Raw genomic sequence first — 22,345 nt, forward strand, 5'->3', positions numbered from 1 at the left:
GCCTCCCGTCCGTCGTCCGGTGCGGTCAGCGTCGCCGGGTCGCGTCCTCGACGGTGCCCACCAGTTCCTCGAGGATGTCCTCGAGGAACAGCACACCGATCGTGCGCCCCTCGGCGTCGAACGCCCGCGCCACGTGACGGCCCGCCGCACGCATGGTCGCGAGGGCGTCCTCGAGGTCCATGTCCGTGTACAGGGAGATGAGCTGCCGGATCCGCTTCGGGGGCACCGGCACGTCGAACTCGTCCGGACGCAGGTCGATGACGTCCTTGACGTGCACGTAGCCCGTCGGGTCGCCGTCGTCGCCGACGAGCACGTACCGCGAGAAGCCACGCTGGGCGACCGCGCGCTCGACGTCCTCGGGCGTGGCGTCCTCGGGGAGGGTGACCAGGTCGGACATCGGCACCGCGACGTCCTTGACCTTCTTCTCCGTGAACTCGAACGCCATCGCGAGCTTGCCGTCGTCCGTCAGGGTGCCCTCGCGGCGGGACTGCTCGACGATCGTCTGGACCTCCTCCACGGTGAACGCGCTGACGGCCTCGTCCTTCGGCTCGACCTTGAACAGACGGAGCACGGCGTTCGCGGTCTCGTTCAGGCCGACGATCACCCAGTGCAGGGCGTGGCCGATGTACCAGAGCGTCGGGACGAGCAGCAGTGCGGCCCGGTCGGGCATCGAGAACGAGATGTTCTTCGGCACCATCTCGCCGAACACGACGTGCAGGAAGGACACGAGCAGCAGCGTGAAGACGAACGCCACGGTGCCGATCACCTCGACGCTCCAGCCGGTCAGTCCGAGCGGGACCTCGAGCAGGTGGTGGATGGCCGGCTCGGACACGTTGAGGATGAGGAGCGAGCAGACCGTGATGCCGAGCTGCGTGGTGGCGAGCATGCGCGTGGCGTGCTCCATCGCGGCGAGCGTCGTCTGGGCCGCCTTCGACCCGGCCTCGGCGCGCGGCTCGATCTGCGAGCGGCGGGCGGAGATCACGGCGAACTCGGCGGCGACGAAGTACGCGTTGCCGAGCAGCAGGACGACGAGCCAGAAGATGCCCCACCAGTCGGAGCCGCTCGACGCGGACTCACCGGCGGCGAGGACGACCATGCCGTCGTGGACGGACGCGGCGCTCATCGGGAGCCCTCCTTCGTGGCGGGGATGATGATCCCGGTGGCCGGGCGCTGCGCGGTCGCGGTGCTGCCGGTGGTCGGGACGGGATCGGGGTGCGTCGGGGTCCAGCGGACGCGGTCGACACGGCGACCGTCCAACCGCTCGACGCGGAAGACGCCGTCGTCGAGCGCGACCTCGTCACCGACGGCGGGCAGGCGTCCGAGGGAGGACATGATGAACCCGCCCACGGTCTCGTACGGACCGTCCTCGGGGACCGTCACGCCGGCGCGGTCCTCGAGCTCGTCGGGACGCAGGAGTCCTGGGAAGGTCAACCAGTTCCGGGAGCGCACGACGTCGATGCGTGCGCGGTCGTGCTCGTCGGACACCTCGCCGACGATCTCCTCGACGAGGTCCTCGAGCGTGACGACACCGGCGGTGCCGCCGTACTCGTCGACGACGATCACCATCTGGTAGCCGCGGCTCCGGACCTCGGCGAGCAGGGTGTCGCCGGGCATGGTCTCGGGGACGCGCTCGGCCTCGGTCATCAGTGCGCCGACCGGTACCTCGGGGCGCTTCTCGCGCGGGACGGCGACGGCCTGCTTCACGTGCACGATGCCGACGACGTCGTCCGCGTCCTCCTCGATCACGGGGAAGCGGCTGAAGCCGGTGCGGCGCGCGAGCGCGATGACGTCCTCCGCCGACTCCGAGACCCGGATGGTCGACAGTCGCGGTCGCGGGGTCATCACGTCGCTCGCGTCGAGCTCGGAGAACGCGATGGTGCGCTGGAGCAGCGTCGCGGTGTCCTGCTCGAGCGAGCCCTCCGACGCCGAGCGGCGGAGGAGCGAGCTGAGCTCCTCGGCGCTGCGGGCACCGGACAGCTCCTCCTGGGGCTCGATGCCCATCGACCGGAGGACGGCGTTCGCGGTGCCGTTGAGCAGGGCGACCGCGGGCTTGAACACGGTGGTGAAGGCGACCTGCAGCGGCACGACGAGCCGCGCGGTCTGGAGCGGCAGCGCGAGCGCGAAGTTCTTCGGCACGAGCTCGCCGAGGATCATCGACAGCAGCGTCGCGATGACGAGCGCCACGATCGAGCCGACGGTCTCGACGAGTGCCTCGGGCAGCTGCATCGCGAGGAACGGCGCCTCGAGCAGCGTCGCGATCGAGGGTTCGAGCAGGTAGCCGGTCAGCAGGGTCGTCAGCGTGATGCCGAGCTGCGCGCTCGACAGGTGCGTCGACGTGACCTTCAGCGCTGCGATCACCGGTGCCAGGCCGGACTCGCCGCGGTCGCGCCGGGCCTCGACCTCGGCGCGGTCGAGGTTCACGAGCGCGAACTCCGAGGCGACGAAGACACCGGTACCGAGGGTCAGCAGGATGCCGCCGACCAGCATGACGATGTCGAGGGGACTCATTCTCCACCTCCCGACGCACGGGAAGCGGGGCTGCTCACCGAGTGAGCGCCGGATGAGTGGGAAGGCGAAACGGAATTCGGAGGATCGTCCACAGTGAGAGTCATGGTAGCGGGTGCGCAGCGTCGGAGCCGAGAGGACGTACAGGGAGCGCGCCGTGCCTCCCGGCCCGCACGCCGCGCGCCCCCGGCCGGTGTCGGTGACCGGTCGTGAGGCGCGCGGTGCGCTGGGTGCGCCGGCCTACGCCGTGACGCGCGCGCGGTGGTACTGCTGCGGCTCGTAGTCGATCGCCACGCCGAGCTCGGCGGCGGCGCGCAGGGCGAAGGACGGGTCGCGGAGGAACTCGCGGCCGACCATGACGACGTCGGCCTGGCCGGTGGCGACGACCTGCTCGGCCTGGAAGGCGGTGGAGATCATGCCGACGGCGATGGTGCCGATGCCGGCCTCGCGCTTGACCGTCTCCGCGAAGGGCACCTGGTAGCCGGGCCCGACCGGGATCGGGGCCTTCGCGACGTTGCCGCCGGTGGAGACGTCGGCCAGGTCGGCGCCGTGCTCGGCAGCCCAGCTGGCGACCTGCACGGTGTCCTCCACCGTGAGTCCGCCGTCGACCCAGTCGGTGGCCGAGAAGCGGACGACCACGGGGAAGCCCTCGCCGACCTCGGCGCGGACGGCGTCGATCGTCTCGAGCAGGGCGCGGGCGCGGTTCTCGAGCGAGCCGCCGTAGGCGTCGGTGCGGTGGTTGCTCAGCGGCGAGAGGAACTGGTGGAGGAGGTACCCGTGCGCCGCGTGCAGCTCGACCAGGTCGAAGCCGGCCTCGACCGCGCGGCGGGCGGCCGCGGCGAACGCGAGCGCCACGACGCGGATGTCCTCGGTCTCGAGCTCGCGCGGCACCGCGTAGCCGTCGAAGGCCACGGCCGACGGAGCGACCGTCGCCCAGCCGCCCTCGGCCTCCGGCACGCTGCCCGAGGCCTCGGACCAGGGGCGGTGGGTCGATGCCTTGCGCCCGGCGTGTGCGAGCTGGATGCCGGCGGCGGCGCCCTGCGCGTGCAGGAAGTCGACGATCGGCCGGAAGGCGTCGCGCTGCTCGTCGTTCCACAGGCCGACGTCCTGCGGGCTGATCCGACCCTCGGGCACGACGCCGGCGGCCTCGACGACGACGGCGCCCGCGCCGCCCTTGGCGAACCCGCCGAGGTGCACGAGGTGCCACGGGGTCGGGACGCCGTCCTGCTGCTCGACCGAGTACTGGCACATCGGGGAGACCCAGAGTCGGTTGCGGACGGTCAGGTCGCGGATGGTGATCGGTTCGAACAGGGCGTGCGTCACGCGGGTGCTCCTTCGTCGGTCCGTGCCGCCAGGTCCTGCAGGAAGGTCCGCAGTCCGGCCGGCGACGTGAAGTGGTGGCCGACCGCCCCGATCGCGTCTGCACCGGCGGCGTTCTCGGCCCTGTTGTCGACGAACACCATCTGCTCGGGCGTGATTCCCAGGCGCTCGCACGTCGTGCGGTAGACGGATGCGTCCGGCTTGAGGACGTGCTCCTCGGCACTGACCACGACCGTCTCGAACACCGAGCCCATCGGCGACCAGCGGTACGGGTCGCCGAAGTCGCGCCCGGCGTTGGACAGCAGGGCGAGCCGGGTCCCGGCGGCGTGCAGCTCCTCGACGATCGCCAGCGCCTCGGGGTCCACCTCGAACCAGCCCGTGAAGTCGACCGCCCAGAAGCGGTGGATCTCGGTGAGGCTCCACCGCCGGCCGGTCCGCGCCGCGATCGCGCGCCAGTACTCGAGCACCGTGAGGTCGCCCCGGTCGAGGTCGTGTCGCAGCTCCTGGTACACCGGCAGCAGCTCGTCCGCGGGTACGCCGGTCATCGCGACGAGGGCGTCCCACGCGCCGTGCGGTGTCCGGCTGATCACCTCGCCGTAGTCGAAGACCACCACGCGACCGGGCAGGAACAGGCTCATGCGCTCCACCGTAACGTGGCGGTCGTGAACGACTTCGCCCCCTTCGCCCCGACCGACGCCGCTGCCTGGACCACCGCTCCGCACGGCGAGTCGACCAAGTACCGCCGGGGTGTGCTCGGCGTCGCGGCCGGCTCCGACCGGTACCCGGGGGCGGCGGTGATGGGCGTCGACGCAGCGGTGCACACCGGCGTCGGGATGGTCCGCTACGTCGGACCGGACCGTGCCACCGACCACGTGCTCGCCCGCCGTCCGGAGGTCGTCTCGGGTGTCGGTCGCGTGCAGGCGTGGCTCGTCGGCTCCGGGATCTCCGCGGACTCGCTCGACGAGCTCGACCCGTCCACCGCTGACGCGTTCCGGCACGCCTCGGACGACGCCGTGCCGGTGGTCGTCGACGCCGGGGCGATCCCGCTGGTCGACCTCGGACCGCTGGCGGTGCTGACGCCGCACGCGGGGGAGCTCGCCCCGGTGCTCGAGACCTCACGCGAGGCCGTCGAGCGTGATCCGGCGACGGCTGCGGTGCGCGCGGCGGAACGGACCGGCAGCGTCGTCCTCCTCAAGGGCTCGGACACGCACGTGGCGACACCGGACGGGTCGGTCCGGCTCGTGGCGTCGTCGGCCACGCCGTGGCTCGCGGCGGCCGGCGCGGGGGACGTGCTCGGCGGGGTGCTCGGGGCGCTCGTCGCCGCACGGCAGGGCGCTGCGGAGGCGTTCGGTGCGTCGCTGTCCCCGTCGGACCTCGCGCACCTGGCCGCGACCGCCGCGGTCGTGCACGGCGTGGCGGCCCGGCGGGCGTCGCGTGGTGGTCCGTTCACGATGACGGCCCTGATCGAGCAGCTGAGCGGCGTGGTCCGGGACCTGGTCGTCGACGGCGACGCGCGGGGGTAGGGCGCGCGGCCGGGCAGGCGCGGGCGCGGGCGCCGGGCGTGGGCGGGCCGGCGTGCGACATCGCGCTCGTCGATCGAGGCGTGCGGTGTCGCAGGATGCGTTCGCATCCGATGCGGGCGCACAGTCCGACGTGACGCGTGTCGATCGACGCGTGCAGTGTCGGAGACGTGACCCGCTGCCGGCCGGGAGGCGCGGGGCCGGCTGCCGGCGTGCCTCCCGGCCGGTGGTGGGGCGCGTCGGGACGTGGGGTCGCGTGACCGGGCCGGGTCGCGTTCGACCGACGCGTCAGGACGCGGGCGTGGCGTGCACGAGGAACTCGACGGCGCCCGCGTCGTCGACCTTCACGAAGCCGAGGTCGGGGGCCTGCACGCCGAAGTCCGAGAAGGTGATCGGGACCGTGCCGGACACCGCGACACCGTCGCCGTCGAGCCCGATCTGCAGGTCGGCGCGGACCGGCTTCGTCACGCCGTGCAGCGTGAGCTCCCCGTCGGCCCGGACCTCGGTCGTGCCCGAGCCGCTCGGGACGGCGTCGGTGATCGGTCCGGTGAGCGTGAAGGTCGCCTGCGGGAAGGCCGAGACGTCGAGGGCGGAGTCGCGGAAGTACGAGTCGCGCTGCGCGGAGTCCGTGGCGATGTCGGCGACCTGCACCGTGACGGTCGCCTCGGTGATCGTCGTGCCGTCGACCCGCGCCGAACCGGTGACGCTGTCCGTGCGCCCGGTCACGGTGACGTCGGAGCCGTTGAGGACCTCGTGCACGCGGTACCCGGCCTCGGAGTCGCCGCCCACGGTCCAGCTGCCGGACAGGTCGGCCGTGTCGAGCGTGGACGGGGCGCGGCTCGCGGCGACCGAGGGCGCCGCCGACGCCTTCGCGTTCTCGCTCGACGTGTACACGTTCGTGCCGACGGCGACGCCGACGACGGCGAGCACCGCGACGAGCAGGACGATCCCCGCCCAGACGAGGGGCTTGCGGGTGGTGGGACGCTGGCGCGGGTCGGTGCTCACCCGGGAACGGTGACACGTCCTCCTCAGGAGAGCCTGTGGAGCGGCCCGCTACGCTCGCACGGTGCAGCAGCGGTTCCGGTGGGTCGAGGGCGTCTCGCTCGCCGTGGTCGTCGTCGTGGTGCACGCTGTGCTCTGGTGGCTCGCCACGACCGCGCCGAACCTGCCGCTGGGTGACGTCACCATCACCTACCGACGGTGGATCGAGGTCGGGCGGATCGACCACTCGTGGGTCGGGGTCGACTCCGACTGGGTGTACCCGGTCTTCGCGCTCGTGCCGATGGCCGCTGCGGCCCTCGGCGGCACCGCGGCGATCGCGACCGGCTGGCTCGCGCTCATGGTGCTGCTCGACGCCGTCGCCTGTGCCTTCCTCTGGCGGTTCCGTGCGTTCGGCGTGCGGGTCGTCTGGTGGTGGCTCGTGTTCCTGCTCGCGCTCGGACCCATCGCACTCGGCCGGATCGACACCGTGGCCACCGCGATCGCCCTCGTCGGCGTCGCCTTCGTCGTGACCCGTCCGGTGGTCGCGTCGGCGCTCTTCACCGCAGCGGCCTGGACGAAGGTGTGGCCGGCTGCGTTGGTGGGCGTGCTGGTGCTGCTGCGTCGGGGACACCGGAGTGCCGTCGTGACCGGGGCACTCGTCGTGACCGGGCTGATCGTGCTCGTCGACGTGCTCTACGGCGGAGCGCCGTACCTGTTGTCCTTCGTGACCGAGCAGAGCGACCGGGCGCTGCAGATCGAGGCCCCGCTCGCGACACCCTTCATGTGGGCGGCAGCGCTCGGGGCCCCCGGAGCGGCCGTCTACTACGACCGCGAGATCCTGACGTTCGAGGTGTCCGGAGCTGGCACCCACGCAGCGGCCGCGCTGTCGACGCCGCTGATGGCCGTGCTCGTCATCGGCGGCGTGGTCCTCGCGCTGCTCGCGGTCCGGCGGGGCGCCCGTCGCACCGAGGTGGCACCGGTCCTCGCGCTGCTGTTCGTCGCGGTGCTGATCGCGGTGAACAAGGTCGGGTCGCCGCAGTACGTCGGGTGGTACGCCGTGCCCGTCGTCTGGGGGCTCGTCGCCGGGTACCCGAGCGCGCGGCGCTTCCTGCCGGTCGCGATCGGGGTGCTGCCCCTGGCGCTGCTGACGCAGGTGATCTACCCGGGGTTCTACGACGAGCTCCTCGCGGTGCACACCTGGATGGTGTTCGTGCTCACCGTGCGGAACGTCCTCGAGGTCGCCGTGCTGGTGTGGGCGGTCGTCGTGCTGGTGCGGCTCGCGCGGCGCTCGCCGGAGCCTTCGTCGGTGCGGGTGTCCGAGCCGCCGGTGCGCGGGGGAGTCGACCGGGGCAGGATGGACGCATGATCGTCGCGTTCTCCGTTGCTCCGTCCGGTGGTCCCTCGGCATCGTCGGACGGGTCCGTGCACGACGCGGTCGCCGCAGCGGTGCGCGTCGTCCGCGAGTCCGGTCTGCCGAACCGCACCTCGTCGATGTTCACCGAGGTCGAGGGGGAGTGGGACGAGGTCATGGACGTCGTCAAGCGCGCCACCGAGGCCGTCGGTGCGTACGGCACCCGGGTGTCCCTCGTGCTCAAGGCCGACGTCCGCCCCGGGCACACGGGGGAGATCGACGGCAAGCTCGAGCGGCTCGAGGCGGCGCTCGGCGAGTGACTGTGCCGCCGTCACTCCCTCCGATCCCCCACGATGCGGAGGGTTGTCGGCACACCCATCAATGAGAACAGCCGCGAGGTTCTCGCGAAGCTGATTTGGCTGAAGAGGGGTAGTTGACTCAATTCTTGTCGCGTACGGTCTCTGCGCGAGAGGATCAAGTAATCGACTCGAATTCGACGATCCGTAATACGGCGCTCAATCTTGCTCGAAAGGTCCGCACCTACTAACTTTCGCCGTCGGCTCTCTTCGGGGCGCAAAGTGTTGTCTCGCTCGAATGCGTCCGAAGCCTTCACCTTCGGGAGGCCAAGCGTTTTAGAAGCTACTACTTTCTCGATGAGAAGTTGAAGCTTCGCTCTCGCCCCCGCGTCCCGTGTCAGGGCGAGTGCAGCCACTTGGCCTTGATAGAAGAGATGGCTCAATTCACTCGAATCGAACCCTTTTTTCACATGAGTGAGTACGAGCTCGTCCCGATCCATCCAAATGACATCACAGGGCTCGATTCCAGATGAGCCAGAGGCGATCGATTTGCGGTCAAGGCAAATTCCGCCAACCCGAGTCGCCATGTTCATGTTGTAATCGGCTTCCTGATAGTCGCGCGCCGATCGCAAAGGGTAGCGATTATCGATGAGCTGACGATCTCTGGATTCGCGGCCGGCGTCGTTCAAAAGATCCTTTTGGATTCGATACCAAGACCCATCCGCTAGCGCTAGCGTCTCGCCTTCAACTTGAAGAGTGCCGTTCAGGCAGTCATAAAGGCGCCTACGCGTCCGATAGCCAGAGGAGGTGCGAATCGGCAATTCAACACTTTTCAGCACTTCTACGGCCCTGTTGCTCCTCGATCGCAATTCAGCCTCATCGACAAAGGAGGTGAAGTCCAGTGGATCCGAGGTGGAGTGCCACTCTCCGCTGGTGTCGGCGACGCTATTCCCGTCGGTGCTTCCTCCGATGGCCGGAACTTGAACGGAGAAGCGAGTGCTTTGTCGAACTTCCGCGAGGAGGGCTCGATCGGCTGCTCGCTCCAGCTTGAGGTCGCGTACTATTTGAACGCCATTGTCAGGACGCGGTTCTTTTGCCGCACTCTGATAGCTCCTGAACAAGTGTTCCGCGATGGATTCGAGCTTTGTGGCGGGGGCTGTCGAGCTGAACTGTACGCTCGCAGCGCCGGTCGCGCGGATCGGCAGCCCGGGAAATTGGTCAGAGACACGGCTGGTCAACCTTCGCAGGATTCTCTCCTGCACTTCTGGATCGACGTAAGCGAGAGTGCTTTCGGTTGGCAGGAGGTTTCGCTGCCGTCGAATGTTGGTCGGGTCGAGAGTATCGGCGGAAACGATACCCGCAGGCGAGCCGAAGTGCTCGACCAGTAGCAGGCCAAAATCCGGGACAATCGTGCTTTTGTTGATCAAATGCGTTACTGTCCCGAAGCAGAATATGACGTATTGCCTTCTGCGGCCATTTGCGCCGGGCTTTGCAACTTCTGCGATGGCGATCGCGCCTAGAACAGAGCGCCCCCCGGTGTCCGCATGAAGGTCAGGCGCGGTGCAGCGGTCGACTACGCTTCCTGCCTTGGCTTCGTCGTCGCGTTCGGGGTGTGGCGATGTGTTGGACAGTCCGAGGTAAGGTAGCCACCACTGCTGCTGGGGCTCGCGTGAATAGGTGTAGAGCGGCAGCTTGAATTTGTCGTTCGCAGACGCGGTCAGTTTAAGGCTCGCGAGTCTCACGGCGGAGCTCAGGGCTTCGCCTGGTCTCGTTAGGTATGCATGAAGTGGGGTGCGCGCCATGTACTGTCGTCTCGCCTCTGGTCAGATCTCATCATTTTCTACCGTTCAGTGCACGGCGAGGCAAGTGCTTCCGACCTTTCATCATTGAAATCCAGTCGTCCCGTAGCCAGAGCGCTATAGCTCCTCTCGGCTGGGTCCCAGCGCGAAGTCTGAACCGCTTCACGATCATGGAAGAGCGCGATCAGGAGGGGGTGCTGCACAAAATCCCTGTTTGCAATGGTGAAATGTTGCGGCGATCTCGGGGTGCTGGTGGCAGACAGGGGTGATCGCCCTCAGGGGTACATGCGGCCGTTGTTGCGGTCCCGCTCCGCCTGGCGGAGTGCCTCGGCGATCTCGGGATCACTGCCGTCGTACTGCCGCGAGCGTGAGCCGAGGTCCGTGAGGTGGTGCATCCACAGCCACAGCCCGACTGCAGCGAGCACGACGACGCCGGTCACGATCCACCACCCCATGGCCTGATCGTACGCCGGCTGGGAGGTGCGGGACACGCCAGGCGCCTGCCCCGGGATGTCGGTGGTCGGGTGTCTCATGGTGCGCATCGAGCCGCACCGGTGGCTCGGGACGACCCGGACGACGACGAGGAGCGCGTGATGATGCACGACGGCTGGTGCCCCGACTGCGACCTGCAGACGGTCGTCATCGACGGTGACGAGCAGACCGGTGACGCCTGGGCGAGCTGCACCGAGTGCGGGTCCGGGTGGGTGCACCGCGACGAGCTGCCCGAGCTGGCGTCGGCCGGGGCGCGCGAGGAGCGCCGCGCGGCCTGAGGTCCGTCGAGCACCGACGGCGCCTGTCTCGCCGGCTCGTCCGGCGGGAGCCGGTCTCGCTCCCCAGTGGCGTGTCCGGCTGATGTCGAATCGATTCGGCCCGTCGTCTTCCGTCGGCTGTTTGGAGCGGTCTACACTGCTGGGACCGGGCCGCTGCACTTGCGCTCGGACCGTTCGACGCCGAACACGGACCGACCCCGTCGCCGTCTGACCGCCGTACCGCCGTCGTGCGCGTGCCGGCGGGAACGGGACCGTGTGCATGCCGTGCGGCGTGGCGATCCGGTCGATGTCCCGGCGAGCGAGCCGGGACGCGGCTCCGTCCTCCCGCCCCCGTCCCCCCGATCCAGACAGGTCGCATGACGCTCACCACGCCGACGCAGCGCGCGTTCGCCCTCATCGCCCTCGCCCTCGGTGGCTTCGCCATCGGGTCGACCGAGTTCGTCGCGATGGGCCTGCTGCCGAACATCGCCGAAGCCCTGCTCCCCGCGCAGTACGCGGCCGACCCCGCCGCCGGGGTCGCGCACGCCGGCTGGCTCGTCAGCGCCTACGCACTGGGGGTCGTGGTGGGTGCGCCGACGATCGCGGCGATCTCCGCCACGTTCCCGCGCAAGGGCCTGATCCTCGTGCTCCTCGTCGGTTTCGTGGTCGCCACGGTCGCGAGTGCGGTGCTGCCGAACTTCGGGCTCGTGCTCGTCGCACGCTTCGTCGCCGGCCTGCCGCACGGTGCGTACTTCGGCATCGCGTCGATCGTCGCGGGCGAGATCATGGGGCCGGGCAAGCGCGGCAAGGGCATCGCGATGGTGATGCTCGGCCTGTCGATCGCGAACGTCGTCGGCGTGCCCGCCATCACCTGGATCGGGCAGAACGCCGGCTGGCGCATCGCGTACGGCGTCGTCTCGCTGCTCTTCGCCCTGACGTTCCTGGCCGTCGCGGCCTTCGTCCCGCGGAGCGCCGCCGACGAGCACGCGACCGTCGGACGGGAGCTCCGGGCCTTCCGGTCGCCGCAGCTCTGGATCGTGATGGGGCTCGGTGCGGTGGGCTTCGGCGGGTTCTTCGCCGTCTACTCGTACATCTCGCCGCTCGTGCAGAACGTCACCGGGCTGCCCGAGTCCGCGGTGCCGCTCGTGCTCGTCGTGGTCGGCCTCGGCATGGTCGTCGGCGGGGTCCTCGGTGGGCACCTGGCGGACCACAGCGTCAAGCGGACGATCTACATCGGGATGCTCGCGCTCATCGGCGCCCTGCTCGTGACCGTCTTCACCGCCCAGTGGGTCTGGGGGGTGTTCCTCGGCGCGTTCCTGCTCGGAGCGACCTCGTCGGCGATCCCGCCGGCGGTGCAGTCTCGCCTGATGGACGTCGCCGGCGACGCTCGGACCATCGCGGCGGCGCTGAACCACTCGGCGTTCAACATCGGCAACTCGCTCGGCGCGGCGCTCGGTGGAGCGGTCATCGCAGCCGGGTTCGGGTTCCTGGCCCCCGCGTGGCTCGGTATCGTCCTCGCGCTGCTCGGTCTGCTCGTGACGATGGTCAGCTACGGCGTCGAACGGCGGACGGATCGCCGCTCCGCCCTGCGGTCGTCGTCGCCGTCGACCGGGCCGATCACCGCGCCGGTGCCGACGGTCTGACCGGAGTCGACGCACCCACACGACGGACGGGAGGCCCGTGGCGGTGTCGCCACGGGCCTCCCGTCCGTCGTGTGGAGCGACTACAGCCCGACCGGGCTGCCGTCCTGCACGATGATGCCGTCGGTGATCGCACGCTTCCGCAGCGCGACCTTCGTGCCGACGTCGAAGCCCGCGACGCGGTACTTCTCGCGGATGCGCTTGAGGTAGCTCTTCGCGGTCTCCTCGGAGATGCCGAGCTGGTAGGCGACGCTCTTGACGGGCTCGCCACCGCCGTACAGCGCCATCACGCGGCGCTCCTGCGCGCTGAGCTTCGGCACGCCGCCGACGTCGCCGCTGTTGATCGCCAGGTCGAGCTCGGCGGAGACGTACTGCTCGCCGCGCTGCGCGGCACGGATCGCCTCGACGATCATGTCGGCGTCCTCGCTCTTCACGAGGTAGCCGAGAGCGCCGGAGCCGAGGGCCTCGCGGACGACGTTCGGCTCCGAGTACGTGCTCATCACGACGGTCTTCACGCCGGCGGTCTTGAGCGTCGAGATCTTCAGCGAGACCGGGATCGAGTCCTTGAGGTCGAGGTCGAGCAGCACCACGTCGACCGGGAACGCCGGGCTCGTCAGGAGCTCCGGCCAGGTCGTGACGGCGGCGACGAGCGTGATGTCGTCGGCGGCGCTGCGGATCCACTCCGTGAGCGCGCCGAGCAGCATCCGGTGGTCGTCGACCAGTGCGAGTCGGATCGGTTGCTCTGGAGTCGCCATCAGGCGTCCTTTCTCGAAGGCGGTGCACGCCGATCCTAGGTGTCGGGACCGTCCGGGCTGGGGATGTCGGCCGGGTGTCCGGCAGTTCGCGCCCGTCTACATCGACGGGTGTCGATCGACGACGCAGTGCGAGACGACGCGGAGCACGCCGTCGCGGAACGACTCGGTGTACGGGCCGATGCGCTGCAGGGCGCTCCATGCGGTCGGGCCGAGGCGTCGGCGCGGGGTCCCGCGCGACTCGAACACGATCGGGACGTCCATGCGCTCGTCGGACACCGGGTGCCCGTCGGAGCCGATCGGACCGAGCGTGACCGAGACGACGGGGGCACCCGGCTGTGCGGGGCGACCGTCGCCGACCATCTGCCACAGGGCCTGCAGCAGGCCGTCCCGCTGGGCGGGGCCGAGGTGCCCGGCGAGGGACTGCGGATCGGCCACGCTGACGGCGCGCCCGAGGTGGTCGGACTCCGTGATCGCGTGGTACAGCCACGTCTCGCGGCGTCCCTCGATGAGGTGCAGGCGCAGCTCCGTCGCCAGCGACGCGGCGACGGAGGCCGAGGCGTCCGAGAGCGGCAGCGGGTCCGAGCCGTTCGCGACGGCGTCGAGGAGCTTCTCGGCGGCCAGGTCGAGCCGGGCGAGCTCGTCCGACGCGAGCATCCCGACGGCGAACTGCGGCGCCTGGACGTTGCTCTGCACGAGCACCCGGTCCAGCTCGCGCTGCACGAGCTGGCGGAAGCGGTGCACCACGAACAGTGCGATCGACGGCGGGACCACCACGAGCGCCAGCAGCGAGACGATGCCCGGCAGGGTCGCCGGGGTGATCGGCGTCGACACGGCCGCCATCACGGCGAACCCGAGACCGAGCACCGCGATGGCGGCGGCGACCTCGCGCGCGGGCCGGAGCGTCGCCACCGGGAGCAGGGCGAAGCCGGCGGCGACCGAGGCGCTGGCGGTGTGCGCGATGTCGTGCTCGGGGAGGATCCCGACGAAGTCGAGTGTCACGACGCACGCCAGGACGGCGCAGATCAGCGCGAACGCGGTGCCGGTGAGCCGCTCGCCGTAGGTCATCAGGCTGAGGCCGACGCCGATCGCCGCGACCAGGTACAGCGCCCAGGCGCCGGCGGGCAGCCACGGGTTCGCGTAGTCCGGCAGCCGGACCAGGAAGAAGACGATGCCGGCGACGGCCTCGATCGCGGTGAGGACCGCGGCGCCGAGGCCGAGGTAGCCGGCTCCGAGCGACGCACCGGGCTTGGCGGCCTGCCGGAGCGAACGGGCACCCGTCGAGGTCGAGGGGAGCCCGCGGGCCTGCCGTCGCTCGCTGCCCCGGTAGCGCTCGCGCGCTTCGCGACGGGTGCGCGGTGCCGGCTGCACGGTCTCGCCCGGGAGCCCGCGGTTGATGGTGTCCTCGGGGACGCGGGTCATCGGGGAGCCTCCAGGACGACGGTGGTGCCCGATCCCGGGGCGGAGAAGAGCTTGGCGTCGCCACCGACCTCGCGGAGGCGGTTGACGACGCTCTCCTTGTAGCCGAGGCGCTCCGCGCTCACCGCGTCGAGGTCGAAGCCGACACCGGCGTCGGTCACCATCGCGCGGACGGTCTCCTGGTCGTGGACGATCGTGACGTGCGCCTCGCCGACGCCGGCGTGGCGCCGGACGTTCTCGAGGCACTCGCCGAGGGCCAGCAGGAACGCGTCGAGCACGTTCGACGGCAGCAGGACCTGACCGGTGCCGTGCCAGCTGACCTCGAGCCCCATCCGGCCGAAGCGCTGCTTGACGGACTCGAGGGTCTGGCCGAGCGGCGACTCCTCGACGCGGGTGAGCGAGTAGTCGCCGGACTGCTGGGGCTGCGGGGTCGCGCCGAGTCGCAGGTGCCGGAGGAGCCTGGCGTCCTCGGCGGCCTGCTCGCGCATCGCCTGCTCGGACACGCCGACCCCGGAGTGGGCCAGGAGCGTGAGGGTGGCGAGCACGGTGTCGTGCAGCAGTCGGGCGCCCTGGCGTCGCTGCGCCTCGGTCTCGCTCGCCTGCCGTTCCGCGCGGTGCGCCGTGCCGATGCTCTGGATGCGCCGGGCGACGCGGGGGATGCTGCGCGCGATCCACACCGAGACCACGGCGACGAGCACCCAGCCGAGCACCACACCGGCGGTCGGGCCGGAGAGCGGACCGCCCGATGCCCAGACGACGGCGCCCACGGCCGCGACTCCGGTGACGATCGTCATCGCGAGCCCGACCGGCGCGCCGCGCTGCGCCATCAGCGGGGCGGACAACGACCCGGCCGCCAGCGGCACGACGGCGCTGGCGACGACGGGCCGCACGTCGGGGTCGGCACCGAGCAGCAGGAGCGCGAGGGCACCGAGGCCCGAGGCGAGTGCGAGGGCGGTCCACCACACCGACCCGTTCGTGCCGAAGACGAGCAGCGCCGCGATGAGCACCGCGATGCAGGCGAGCGCGCCGAGCAGGGGCACCAGCGGGACCGCGAGTGAGCTGACGATGCCGACGACGGAGACCAGGGCGCAGGTGATGCCGACGACACGGGTCGTCGACCGCAGCAAGCGGTCGCGTTCCTGTGCGATGAAGTCCATCGGTGTCCTGGTGGTGACGTCGGTTCGGTCGGGTCCGGTGGTTCGCCGGACCCCGCGGGCGGGGTACCCGTCGCCATCATTCCACGCGGCCCACCCGTTGTGGGGTGTTCGGCACGCGGACGTGGACAGATCGGTCCGCGGGTGCGCCGGGCGCGCCGCGCCCGTACCGCGCCCGTACCGGGCCGTTCAGTCGAGCAGCCGTCGCAGGTGCGCCCCGACCGCCTCGTGCTCGATGAGGAAGCCGTCGTGTCCGAACTCGCTGTCGAGCACCGCGGCCCGGCCCCCGTCCAGTGTGTCGGGGATCCCCGCCGCGATCCGGTGCTGGTCCTCGAGCGGGAACAGGCGGTCGCTCGACACCCCGACGACCAGCGTCCTGGCGGTCACCGCCGCGAGCGCCGCCGTCACCCCGCCGCGCCCGGCCCCGACGTCGTGCGAGTCCATCGCGTGCGTGAGCGCGACGTACGACGAGGCGTCGAACCGCCGGGTGAACCGGTTGCCGTGGAAGTCGAGGTAGCTCTCGACCGAGAACCGGCCGTCGTCGCCGAGCGGGGAGACGTCGCTCTGCCACGACCGCGCGAACCGCCCGTTGAGCTCGTCCGGCGCGCGGTAGGTCATCAGCGCCATCCGCCGCGCGAGCGACAGCCCGCGGTGCGGTCCCTCGCCGACCGCCGCCTCGAAGTAGTCACCACCGGCGTACGCGGGGTCGGTCTGGATCGCGGCACGCTGCAGCGAGTTCGCGGCGATCTGGTCCGCCGTGGTCTGGGCGGTCGACGCCAGGACCGCGAGCCGGGCGACCCGGGAGGGGTGCGCCACCGCGAACTCGAGCGCGTGCATGCCGCCCATCGAGCCGCCGACGACGGCGGCGAAGACGTCGATGCCGAGCGCGTCGGCGAGCTGCACCTGGACCGCGACCTGGTCGCGCGCGGTCACGAACGGGAAGCGCGACCCCCACTCGACGCCGTCCGGCGCGACCGAGGACGGGCCGGTCGTTCCCTGGCACCCGCCCAGCATGTTCGGGGCGACGACGAACCACCGGTCGGTGTCGATCGCCAGGCCCGGTCCGACGACGTCGCCCCACCAGCCCGCCGTACGGTGCCCGGGTCCGGCCGGACCGGTGACGTGCGAGTCGCCCGTCATGGCGTGCAGGAGCAGCACCGCGTTGCTGCGCGCGGCGTCCAGCTCGCCCCACGTCTCGTAGGCCACCCGCACCGACGGGATCCGTCCGCCGCGCACCCACTGCTCGCCGAGCGCGGCGAACCGCCGGGAGCCGGGGTGGTCGCCGGGACGCCAGGCGCCGGTCACGGGCGGCTTGCCGAGCGTCCCGAGCTCGGTCCCGGGCACGAGGGTGGACGGGACCGAGTCCTCGGGGATCGTCTGCCAGTCCATCGTGTCCAGTCTGCCGGGAGGCACGCCCCACCTCCGCCGTGTTACGTCATGCCCGGCGCGTCACCGGCGCGTGCTCCGGTCCGCGACACGCAACCTCGGCGGCTCCGCGCAGCGGTACAGCGTTGCGCGGAGCCGCCGAGGTTGCGTTCTGCGAGCGGGACGGGACGGGACGGGACGGGGCGCTACGCCCGCTGGCCCTCCTGCGAGACGGCCCGCGCCGCCGCGAGCCCCGCCTCGAGGTCCGCACGGAGGTCCTCGACGTTCTCGATGCCGACCGAGAGCCGCACCAGGCCGGGGGTGACCCCGGTGGTGAGCTGCTGCTCGGGCGTGAGCTGCGAGTGCGTCGTCGACGCCGGGTGGATGACGAGGGAGCGCACGTCGCCGATGTTCGCCAGGTGCGAGAACAGCCGCAGCTCGTCGACGAACGCCTTGCCGGCCGGCACCCCGCCCTTGAGCTCGAACGACAGCACGGCACCGACACCGCGCGGCGCGTACCGGTTCGCCGCCGCGTACCAGGGCGACGTCGGCAGCCCGGCGTACGACACGGAGGCCACCTCCGGGTGCCGGTCGAGCCACTCCGCGATCTCCTGGGCGTTCGCCACGTGCCGCTCCATGCGCAGCGACAGCGTCTCGATGCCCTGGAGCAGCGCGAACGCCGTGTCCGCCGAGTTCGACGCGCCGAGGTCGCGGAGCAGCTGCACCCGGGCCTTCACGACGTAGGCGAGCTCGTTGCCGACCGCCTGCGCGAACACCGCGCCGTGGTACGAGGGGTCGGGGGAGTTGAACTCCGGGAAGCGGTCGGCGTGCTCCGACCAGGCGAACCGTCCGCCGTCGACGATCACGCCGCCGATGACGGTGCCGTGGCCGCCGAGGAACTTGGTCGCCGAGTGCACCACGATGTCGGCACCGTGCTCGAACGGCCGGATGAGGAACGGCGTCGCGATCGTGTTGTCGACGATGAGCGGCAGGCCGGACTCGTGCGCGACGCTGCTGACGCCCGCGATGTCGAGCACGTTGATCCGCGGGTTGCCGATCGTCTCGGCGAAGAAGAGCTTCGTGTTGGGGCGGACGGCGCGACGCCACTCCTCGAGGTCGTCCTGGTCCTCGACGAACGTCGTCTCGATGCCGAGCTTCGCGAGCGTGTACTTGAACAGGTTGTACGTGCCGCCGTAGATCGACGACGACGAGACGATGTGGTCACCGGCCCCCGCGATGTTCAGCACGGCGTACGTCTCGGCCGCCTGACCGCTCGACACCAGCAGCGCGCCCGTACCGCCCTCGAGCGCGGCGATGCGCTGCTCGACGACGTCGTTCGTCGGGTTCATGATCCGCGAGTAGATGTTGCCCGGTTGCGCCAGCGCGAACAGGTCGCGGGCGTGGTCCGAGTTCTCGAACACGTACGACGTCGTCCTGTAAATCGGCGTGGCCCGTGCGCCGGTGGTCGGGTCCGGCTGCGCGCCGGCGTGGACCTGCGTCGTCTCGAACCGCCAGGCGGCTGCGTCGTTCGTGCTCATCGGGGCTCCTGTCGGGTTCGGTCCGTCATGGCGTCGCCGCGGACGACCGGGAGGCCCGGGGCGTCGTCGCGACGTCCGTCACGCTACGCAGGTGGCGGGGCGGGCACCAGCGGGGCCGCCTCGCAACGTAACGCGCGTGCGCGGCGCGCGTCCGTGGAGCCGACGCGACCAGCCGAGGGACGGGAGCGGCGCGCTGCGGTGCGCCGTGCCTCCCGGCCGGACGCGTCGGCCCCGCCTGGCAGGATCGGACGGGACGAGAGGGGGCGTCGTGCGCGCTCAGGACGTGGCGGACAGGAAGTTCCAGCCGACGGTGTTCCGGAACAGGTACTCGCAGGACGACGTGGACGACCTGCTGGACCGTGTGCGGGCGACGTTCGCCGCCGCCGAGCAGGGCGGCCGTCCGGCGACGGGACGGCTGGCCGGCGCACGGACGGTGACCCCGGAGGACGTCGCGTCGTCGCGCTTCCGTCGGACCCGGATGAAGTCCGGGTACGACTGCGACGAGGTCGACGACTTCCTCGTCGAGGTCGTGGTCGCGCTCCGGGCACTCGCCCGCTGAACGGTCAGCGCTCGACGGGCTCCCGGCGGAACAGCCAGTCGACGTTCGGCTCGAGCAGCCAGCGCATGCCGCGCCGCACGAACGGTTGCGCGAGGAACAGGCTCACCGCGCACGCCACGGCGACCATGAGCAGCACGTACGGCCACGCCGAGTGCTCCCCGGCCAGGACGCCGGACTCACGGATCGGGTAGAGCACGAACGTGTGCAGCAGGTAGACGTACATGGTCGCGGCGCCGAACCGGGTGAGCCAGACCGTCCTGCGGGGCACGAGCAGCAGGAACGACGCCGTCAGCACGGTGGCGAGCAGCACCAGGCCGAGGCGGACACCGCCGGCCCACCAGGCGTCCTCGCCGAGCCCGGAGTACGAGTCGTCGTAGAAGAACCAGTGGTGCAGGTCGAAGCCCTTGAACTGCGGGATGAACAGCACGCACGCGGCCGCCCACACCGCGAAGACGACGACCGCGGCCGCGCGGAGACGGACCACGACCCGGCGGGGGGCCTCGTACCAGCGGTCGAACACCCCCCACTGCTTGACCTGCCACCCGAGCAGGAAGAACGGCAGCAGGCTGATCGCGCGTCCCAGGGAGAACGTCGAGTCGACGTTGTCGAGGTACCCGACGCCGACGCTGAGCACCACGGCCCAGACGAGCGGCCACCGCAGGATCGCCAGGTAGGGCAGGATCAGCCGGAAGATCCCCAGCGCGAGCAGGAACCACAGCGTCCAGGTCGGCTTCGTCGGGTTGAACTCCTTGCCGCCCTCGACGATCGCCTGCACCACCGTCCAGATCGTCTGCATGACGATGTACGGCACCACGATGTCCGTGAAGGTCCGCCGCATCCGCTCTGCGGTCGGGGTCGCCGCCGACGAGAAGTACCCGCTGATGACGCCGAACGCGGGCATGTGGAACGCGTAGATGAAGGTGTAGAGCGCGAGGGCGTGCTCGCTGCCGGCCGTCTGCCGCTGGATCGCGTGACCGATCACGACGAGCGTGACGGCGACGAACCGAGCCGTGTCCCACATCGGGATGCGTCGCGGCGGCCGGCCCGGCTCGAGCGGCGTCGCCGGAGCCGAGGGCGCGGGGGGAGCGGCGTCCGTCGTCATGGCCGGTCACGTTACCGGATCGTGACCTCGACGGGTCGGTACGGTGGTGCCGACACCCACTGGAGGAAGCCATGGCAGCACGTCCCGACACCGGTCGACCCGACACCACCGAGCGGCTCGCCGTCGTCACGGGGGCGAGCTCCGGCATCGGTGCCGCCACCGTCCGGCTGTTCCGCGAGCGCGGCTGGCAGGTGCTCGCCGTCGCCCGTCGTCAGGACCGGCTCGAGGCGCTCGCCGCGGAGACCGGGGCGTCGTTCCTGGTCGCGGACGTCACCGACGCCGACGCCGTCGCGGCGCTCGCCGCCCGGGTGGACGAGGCCGGCGGCGCGGACGTGCTCGTGAACAACGCCGGCGGAGCACTCGGGTCGGCGAGCGTCGAGGAGTCCGACGTGGAGGACTGGCGCGCCATGTTCGAGGTGAACGTCATCGGCACGAAGCGGGTCACCGCCGCCCTGCTGCCGCAGCTCCGGCGCCGTGCGGCCACGGCCGGGGTCGCGGACATCGTGACCGTGACGAGCACCGCGGGACACGTGGCCTACGAGAACGGCGGCGGGTACAACGCCGCCAAGTTCGCCGAGCACGCCCTGGTCGGCGCCCTGCGGCTCGAGCTGAACGGCGAGCCGCTGCGCGTGGTCGAGATCGCGCCCGGGCTCGTCAAGACCGACGAGTTCGCCCTGACGCGCTTCCGGGGCGACCGCGAGAAGGCCGAGGCGGTGTACACCGACGTGCCGGGGCCGCTCGTCGCCGAGGACGTCGCCGAAGCCGTCGTGCACGCGGTCGAGCTGCCGGCGCACGTCAACCTCGACCTGGTGACGGTGCGACCGGTCGCGCAGTCGGCACAGCACAAGCTCGCCCGCGGGCCGTTGACGCCCCGGAGCTGACACCGGGCGCGCCGCCCGTCCGGGCACGCGCGCTGGCGGGCCGTGTGCCGGTGCCGGCGCGCGCGGTGTCCGGGCGCGGGTCGCGGGCCCGTGCGCTGGTCCCGGCGCGCGCGGTGTCCGGGCGCGGGTCGCGGCGGGTGGCTCCCTGCCGGTACCGTGGGCGGATGCCGATCAGCAGCGAACCCGGGCAAGCCGCGCAGGCTCCCTCGACCGTGACCGTGACGAGCGGGCCCGAGGTGCTCGGTTGGCTGGAGTTCGGTGACGCGGCGCGGCTGCTCGCCAAGGACGTCCTGTCGTCCGGCTTCGAGCCCGAGGTCGTCGTGGCGGTCGCGCGCGGCGGGCTCATCATCGCGGGCGCCGTGGCGTACGCGCTCGGCACCAAGGAGTGCGGCTCGATCAACGTCGAGTTCTACACCGACGTCGAGCAGCGTCTCGACGAGCCGGTCATCCTCTCGCCCGCCCTCGACGCGCCGAGCCTGGCGGGCAAGCGCGTCCTCGTGGTCGACGACGTCTCCGACTCCGGCCGCACCCTGCGCCTGGTGGTCGACATCATCCGGAACGCCGGCGCCGACGTGCGGAGCGCCTGCCTGTACTCGAAGCCCGGCACCGTGCTCGAGCCCGACCACGTGTGGCGTCGTGTCGACGGGTGGATCACCTTCCCGTGGAGCGCCCTCGCCCCGGTGACGGCCGAGTCGTGAGCATCCACCTCGTCGGCGGGGGGCCCCTCGTCGCGGCCGACGTCGCCGCCCCGTTCCTGGCCGAGGCCGCCGCGCGTTCCGCCGCCGTCGGTCGGAGTGTGCCCCGGATCGCCCTGCTCTCCGTGGCCGGCCCGTCCGGTGCCGCCCCGTCGTCGACCGCCGACATCGCCGAGGTCCTCGGTGGCGCCCGACAGGCCGAGGTCCTGGTGACCGAGGTCGGCGCGGGCGAGGTCTTCGCAACGACGGTCCTGAGCGACGTGGACGCGCTCGTGATCGGCGGCGGGGTCACCCCGGCGTACCTCGACGCGATCCAGCCCATCGTCGACCAGATCCGGCTCCTCGTCTCCGACGGGCTGCCGTACCTCGGCTACTCCGCCGGCGCGATGGTCGCCGCAGACCGGGCGCTCGTGGGCGGGTGGCGCATCGGCGGCGTCGAGGTCTGCCCGCAGGAGTCGTCCGAGGGCCTCGACGAGGTCGAGCTCCGCGAGGGGCTCGGGCTGGTCGACCTGACGATCGACGTGCACGCCGTGCAGGCCGGCACGCTGGCCCGACTCGTCGCGGCGGCCGAGGCGGAGTTCGTCACGGCCGGGCTCGCGATCGACGAGGACACCGCGCTGGTCGTCGGCGAGGGTGCGCTCGAGGTCCGCGGGACGGGCAGCGTCTGGCGCGTGGTCGCCGGCGACGAGTCCGTCTCCGTCGCGACCATGGGCGCCTGA

General features: G+C 71.3%; 21 protein-coding genes and 1 pseudogene. 9 read left to right on the top strand and 13 right to left on the bottom strand.

The genetic code is table 11. The features are described 5' to 3' along the window. Positions 1-25: 25 nt before the first annotated feature. The 4 genes from JOD95_RS00530 to JOD95_RS00545 all read right to left on the bottom strand — a co-directional run bounded on the left by JOD95_RS00530 (position 26) and on the right by JOD95_RS00545 (position 4,463). Complete coding sequence (locus JOD95_RS00530; protein ID WP_066658342.1) at positions 26-1,096, bottom strand: hemolysin family protein; 1,071 nt, start codon at positions 1,094-1,096, stop codon at positions 26-28. A gap of 23 nt (positions 1,097-1,119) precedes the next feature. Next, the gene (locus JOD95_RS00535; RefSeq protein WP_209682284.1) at positions 1,120-2,508 is read right to left on the bottom strand and encodes a hemolysin family protein; all 1,389 of its coding nucleotides are present in this window, start codon (positions 2,506-2,508) and stop codon (positions 1,120-1,122) included. A 237-nt stretch (positions 2,509-2,745) separates the two neighbouring features. Further along, positions 2,746-3,828, bottom strand: coding sequence for an NADH:flavin oxidoreductase/NADH oxidase (locus JOD95_RS00540; protein WP_066654756.1), 1,083 nt, complete (start codon positions 3,826-3,828; stop codon positions 2,746-2,748). Continuing rightward, complete coding sequence (locus JOD95_RS00545) at positions 3,825-4,463, bottom strand: HAD family phosphatase (protein ID WP_066654754.1); 639 nt, start codon at positions 4,461-4,463, stop codon at positions 3,825-3,827. Before JOD95_RS00545 ends, JOD95_RS00540 begins: the two co-directional genes overlap by 4 nt. A gap of 24 nt (positions 4,464-4,487) precedes the next feature. On the opposite strand from JOD95_RS00545, the gene JOD95_RS00550 reads away from it, so the two are divergent. Further along, a complete protein-coding gene (locus JOD95_RS00550; protein ID WP_209682287.1) occupies positions 4,488-5,348 on the top strand; it encodes an ADP/ATP-dependent (S)-NAD(P)H-hydrate dehydratase in 861 nt (286 codons plus the stop codon). A 285-nt stretch (positions 5,349-5,633) separates the two neighbouring features. On the opposite strand, the gene JOD95_RS00555 is transcribed toward JOD95_RS00550, so the two are convergent. Continuing rightward, positions 5,634-6,350, bottom strand: a complete 717-nt coding sequence (locus JOD95_RS00555; protein ID WP_251155091.1) for a YceI family protein — start codon at positions 6,348-6,350, stop codon at positions 5,634-5,636. Positions 6,351-6,411: 61 nt separating this feature from the next. On the opposite strand from JOD95_RS00555, the gene JOD95_RS00560 reads away from it, so the two are divergent. Both JOD95_RS00560 and JOD95_RS00565 read left to right on the top strand, forming a co-directional pair. Beyond that, a complete protein-coding gene (locus JOD95_RS00560; protein ID WP_209682290.1) occupies positions 6,412-7,692 on the top strand; it encodes a glycosyltransferase 87 family protein in 1,281 nt (426 codons plus the stop codon). After that, positions 7,689-7,997, top strand: a complete 309-nt coding sequence (locus JOD95_RS00565; protein ID WP_209682293.1) for a thiamine-binding protein — start codon at positions 7,689-7,691, stop codon at positions 7,995-7,997. The genes JOD95_RS00560 and JOD95_RS00565 overlap by 4 nt, the downstream gene beginning before the upstream one ends. 11 nt (positions 7,998-8,008) lie before the next feature. On the opposite strand, the gene JOD95_RS00570 is transcribed toward JOD95_RS00565, so the two are convergent. Continuing rightward, positions 8,009-9,715 (bottom strand): DUF6119 family protein, encoded by a 1,707-nt coding sequence (locus tag JOD95_RS00570; RefSeq protein WP_209682295.1) that lies wholly within the window; start codon positions 9,713-9,715, stop codon positions 8,009-8,011. A gap of 332 nt (positions 9,716-10,047) precedes the next feature. Then, positions 10,048-10,227: a hypothetical protein gene (locus tag JOD95_RS00575; RefSeq protein WP_209682297.1), complete on the bottom strand. Its 180-nt coding sequence runs from the start codon at positions 10,225-10,227 to the stop codon at positions 10,048-10,050. 99 nt (positions 10,228-10,326) lie between these two features. Between JOD95_RS00575 and JOD95_RS00580 the strand changes: the two genes are divergently transcribed. Together JOD95_RS00580 and JOD95_RS00585 are read left to right on the top strand one after the other, a co-directional pair. Beyond that, positions 10,327-10,542, top strand: coding sequence for a hypothetical protein (locus JOD95_RS00580; protein ID WP_066654728.1), 216 nt, complete (start codon positions 10,327-10,329; stop codon positions 10,540-10,542). A gap of 356 nt (positions 10,543-10,898) precedes the next feature. Further along, on the top strand, positions 10,899-12,164 hold the full coding sequence (locus tag JOD95_RS00585; protein ID WP_066654725.1) for an MFS transporter: 1,266 nt from the start codon (positions 10,899-10,901) through the stop codon (positions 12,162-12,164). 80 nt (positions 12,165-12,244) lie between these two features. Here the strand turns inward: JOD95_RS00585 and JOD95_RS00590 are convergent, their stop codons facing one another. The 5 genes from JOD95_RS00590 to JOD95_RS00610 all read right to left on the bottom strand — a co-directional run bounded on the left by JOD95_RS00590 (position 12,245) and on the right by JOD95_RS00610 (position 18,389). After that, positions 12,245-12,916, bottom strand: a complete 672-nt coding sequence (locus JOD95_RS00590; RefSeq protein ID WP_066654724.1) for a response regulator transcription factor — start codon at positions 12,914-12,916, stop codon at positions 12,245-12,247. A 96-nt stretch (positions 12,917-13,012) separates the two neighbouring features. Further along, positions 13,013-14,335: a hypothetical protein gene (locus tag JOD95_RS00595; RefSeq protein WP_066654722.1), complete on the bottom strand. Its 1,323-nt coding sequence runs from the start codon at positions 14,333-14,335 to the stop codon at positions 13,013-13,015. Further along, a complete protein-coding gene (locus JOD95_RS00600) occupies positions 14,332-15,489 on the bottom strand; it encodes a sensor histidine kinase (RefSeq protein WP_209682299.1) in 1,158 nt (385 codons plus the stop codon). Before JOD95_RS00600 ends, JOD95_RS00595 begins: the two co-directional genes overlap by 4 nt. A 186-nt stretch (positions 15,490-15,675) precedes the next feature. Continuing rightward, positions 15,676-16,875, bottom strand: coding sequence for a homoserine O-acetyltransferase (locus JOD95_RS00605; RefSeq protein ID WP_209682300.1), 1,200 nt, complete (start codon positions 16,873-16,875; stop codon positions 15,676-15,678). A 182-nt stretch (positions 16,876-17,057) separates the two neighbouring features. Then, positions 17,058-18,389: a bifunctional o-acetylhomoserine/o-acetylserine sulfhydrylase gene (locus JOD95_RS00610; protein WP_066654715.1), complete on the bottom strand. Its 1,332-nt coding sequence runs from the start codon at positions 18,387-18,389 to the stop codon at positions 17,058-17,060. A gap of 433 nt (positions 18,390-18,822) precedes the next feature. Between JOD95_RS00610 and JOD95_RS00615 the strand changes: the two are divergent. Next, positions 18,823-18,939 (top strand): annotated as a pseudogene (locus tag JOD95_RS00615) (DivIVA domain-containing protein); the annotation flags it as partial. Positions 18,940-18,952: 13 nt separating this feature from the next. Here the strand turns inward: JOD95_RS00615 and JOD95_RS00620 are convergent. Further along, complete coding sequence (locus JOD95_RS00620) at positions 18,953-20,050, bottom strand: acyltransferase family protein (protein ID WP_209682302.1); 1,098 nt, start codon at positions 20,048-20,050, stop codon at positions 18,953-18,955. Between the two features lie 71 nt (positions 20,051-20,121). Between JOD95_RS00620 and JOD95_RS00625 the strand changes: the two genes are divergently transcribed. The 3 genes from JOD95_RS00625 to JOD95_RS00635 all read left to right on the top strand — a co-directional run bounded on the left by JOD95_RS00625 (position 20,122) and on the right by JOD95_RS00635 (position 22,345). Continuing rightward, a complete protein-coding gene (locus JOD95_RS00625; protein ID WP_209682304.1) occupies positions 20,122-20,931 on the top strand; it encodes an SDR family oxidoreductase in 810 nt (269 codons plus the stop codon). 164 nt (positions 20,932-21,095) lie between these two features. After that, positions 21,096-21,629, top strand: a complete 534-nt coding sequence (locus JOD95_RS00630; RefSeq protein ID WP_235426338.1) for a phosphoribosyltransferase — start codon at positions 21,096-21,098, stop codon at positions 21,627-21,629. Continuing rightward, on the top strand, positions 21,626-22,345 hold the full coding sequence (locus JOD95_RS00635; RefSeq protein WP_209682306.1) for a Type 1 glutamine amidotransferase-like domain-containing protein: 720 nt from the start codon (positions 21,626-21,628) through the stop codon (positions 22,343-22,345). Before JOD95_RS00630 ends, JOD95_RS00635 begins: the two co-directional genes overlap by 4 nt.

It is taken from the genome of Curtobacterium sp. 1310 (assembly GCF_017834105.1).
In the GTDB taxonomy this organism is placed as follows: Bacteria; Actinomycetota; Actinomycetes; order Actinomycetales; family Microbacteriaceae; genus Curtobacterium.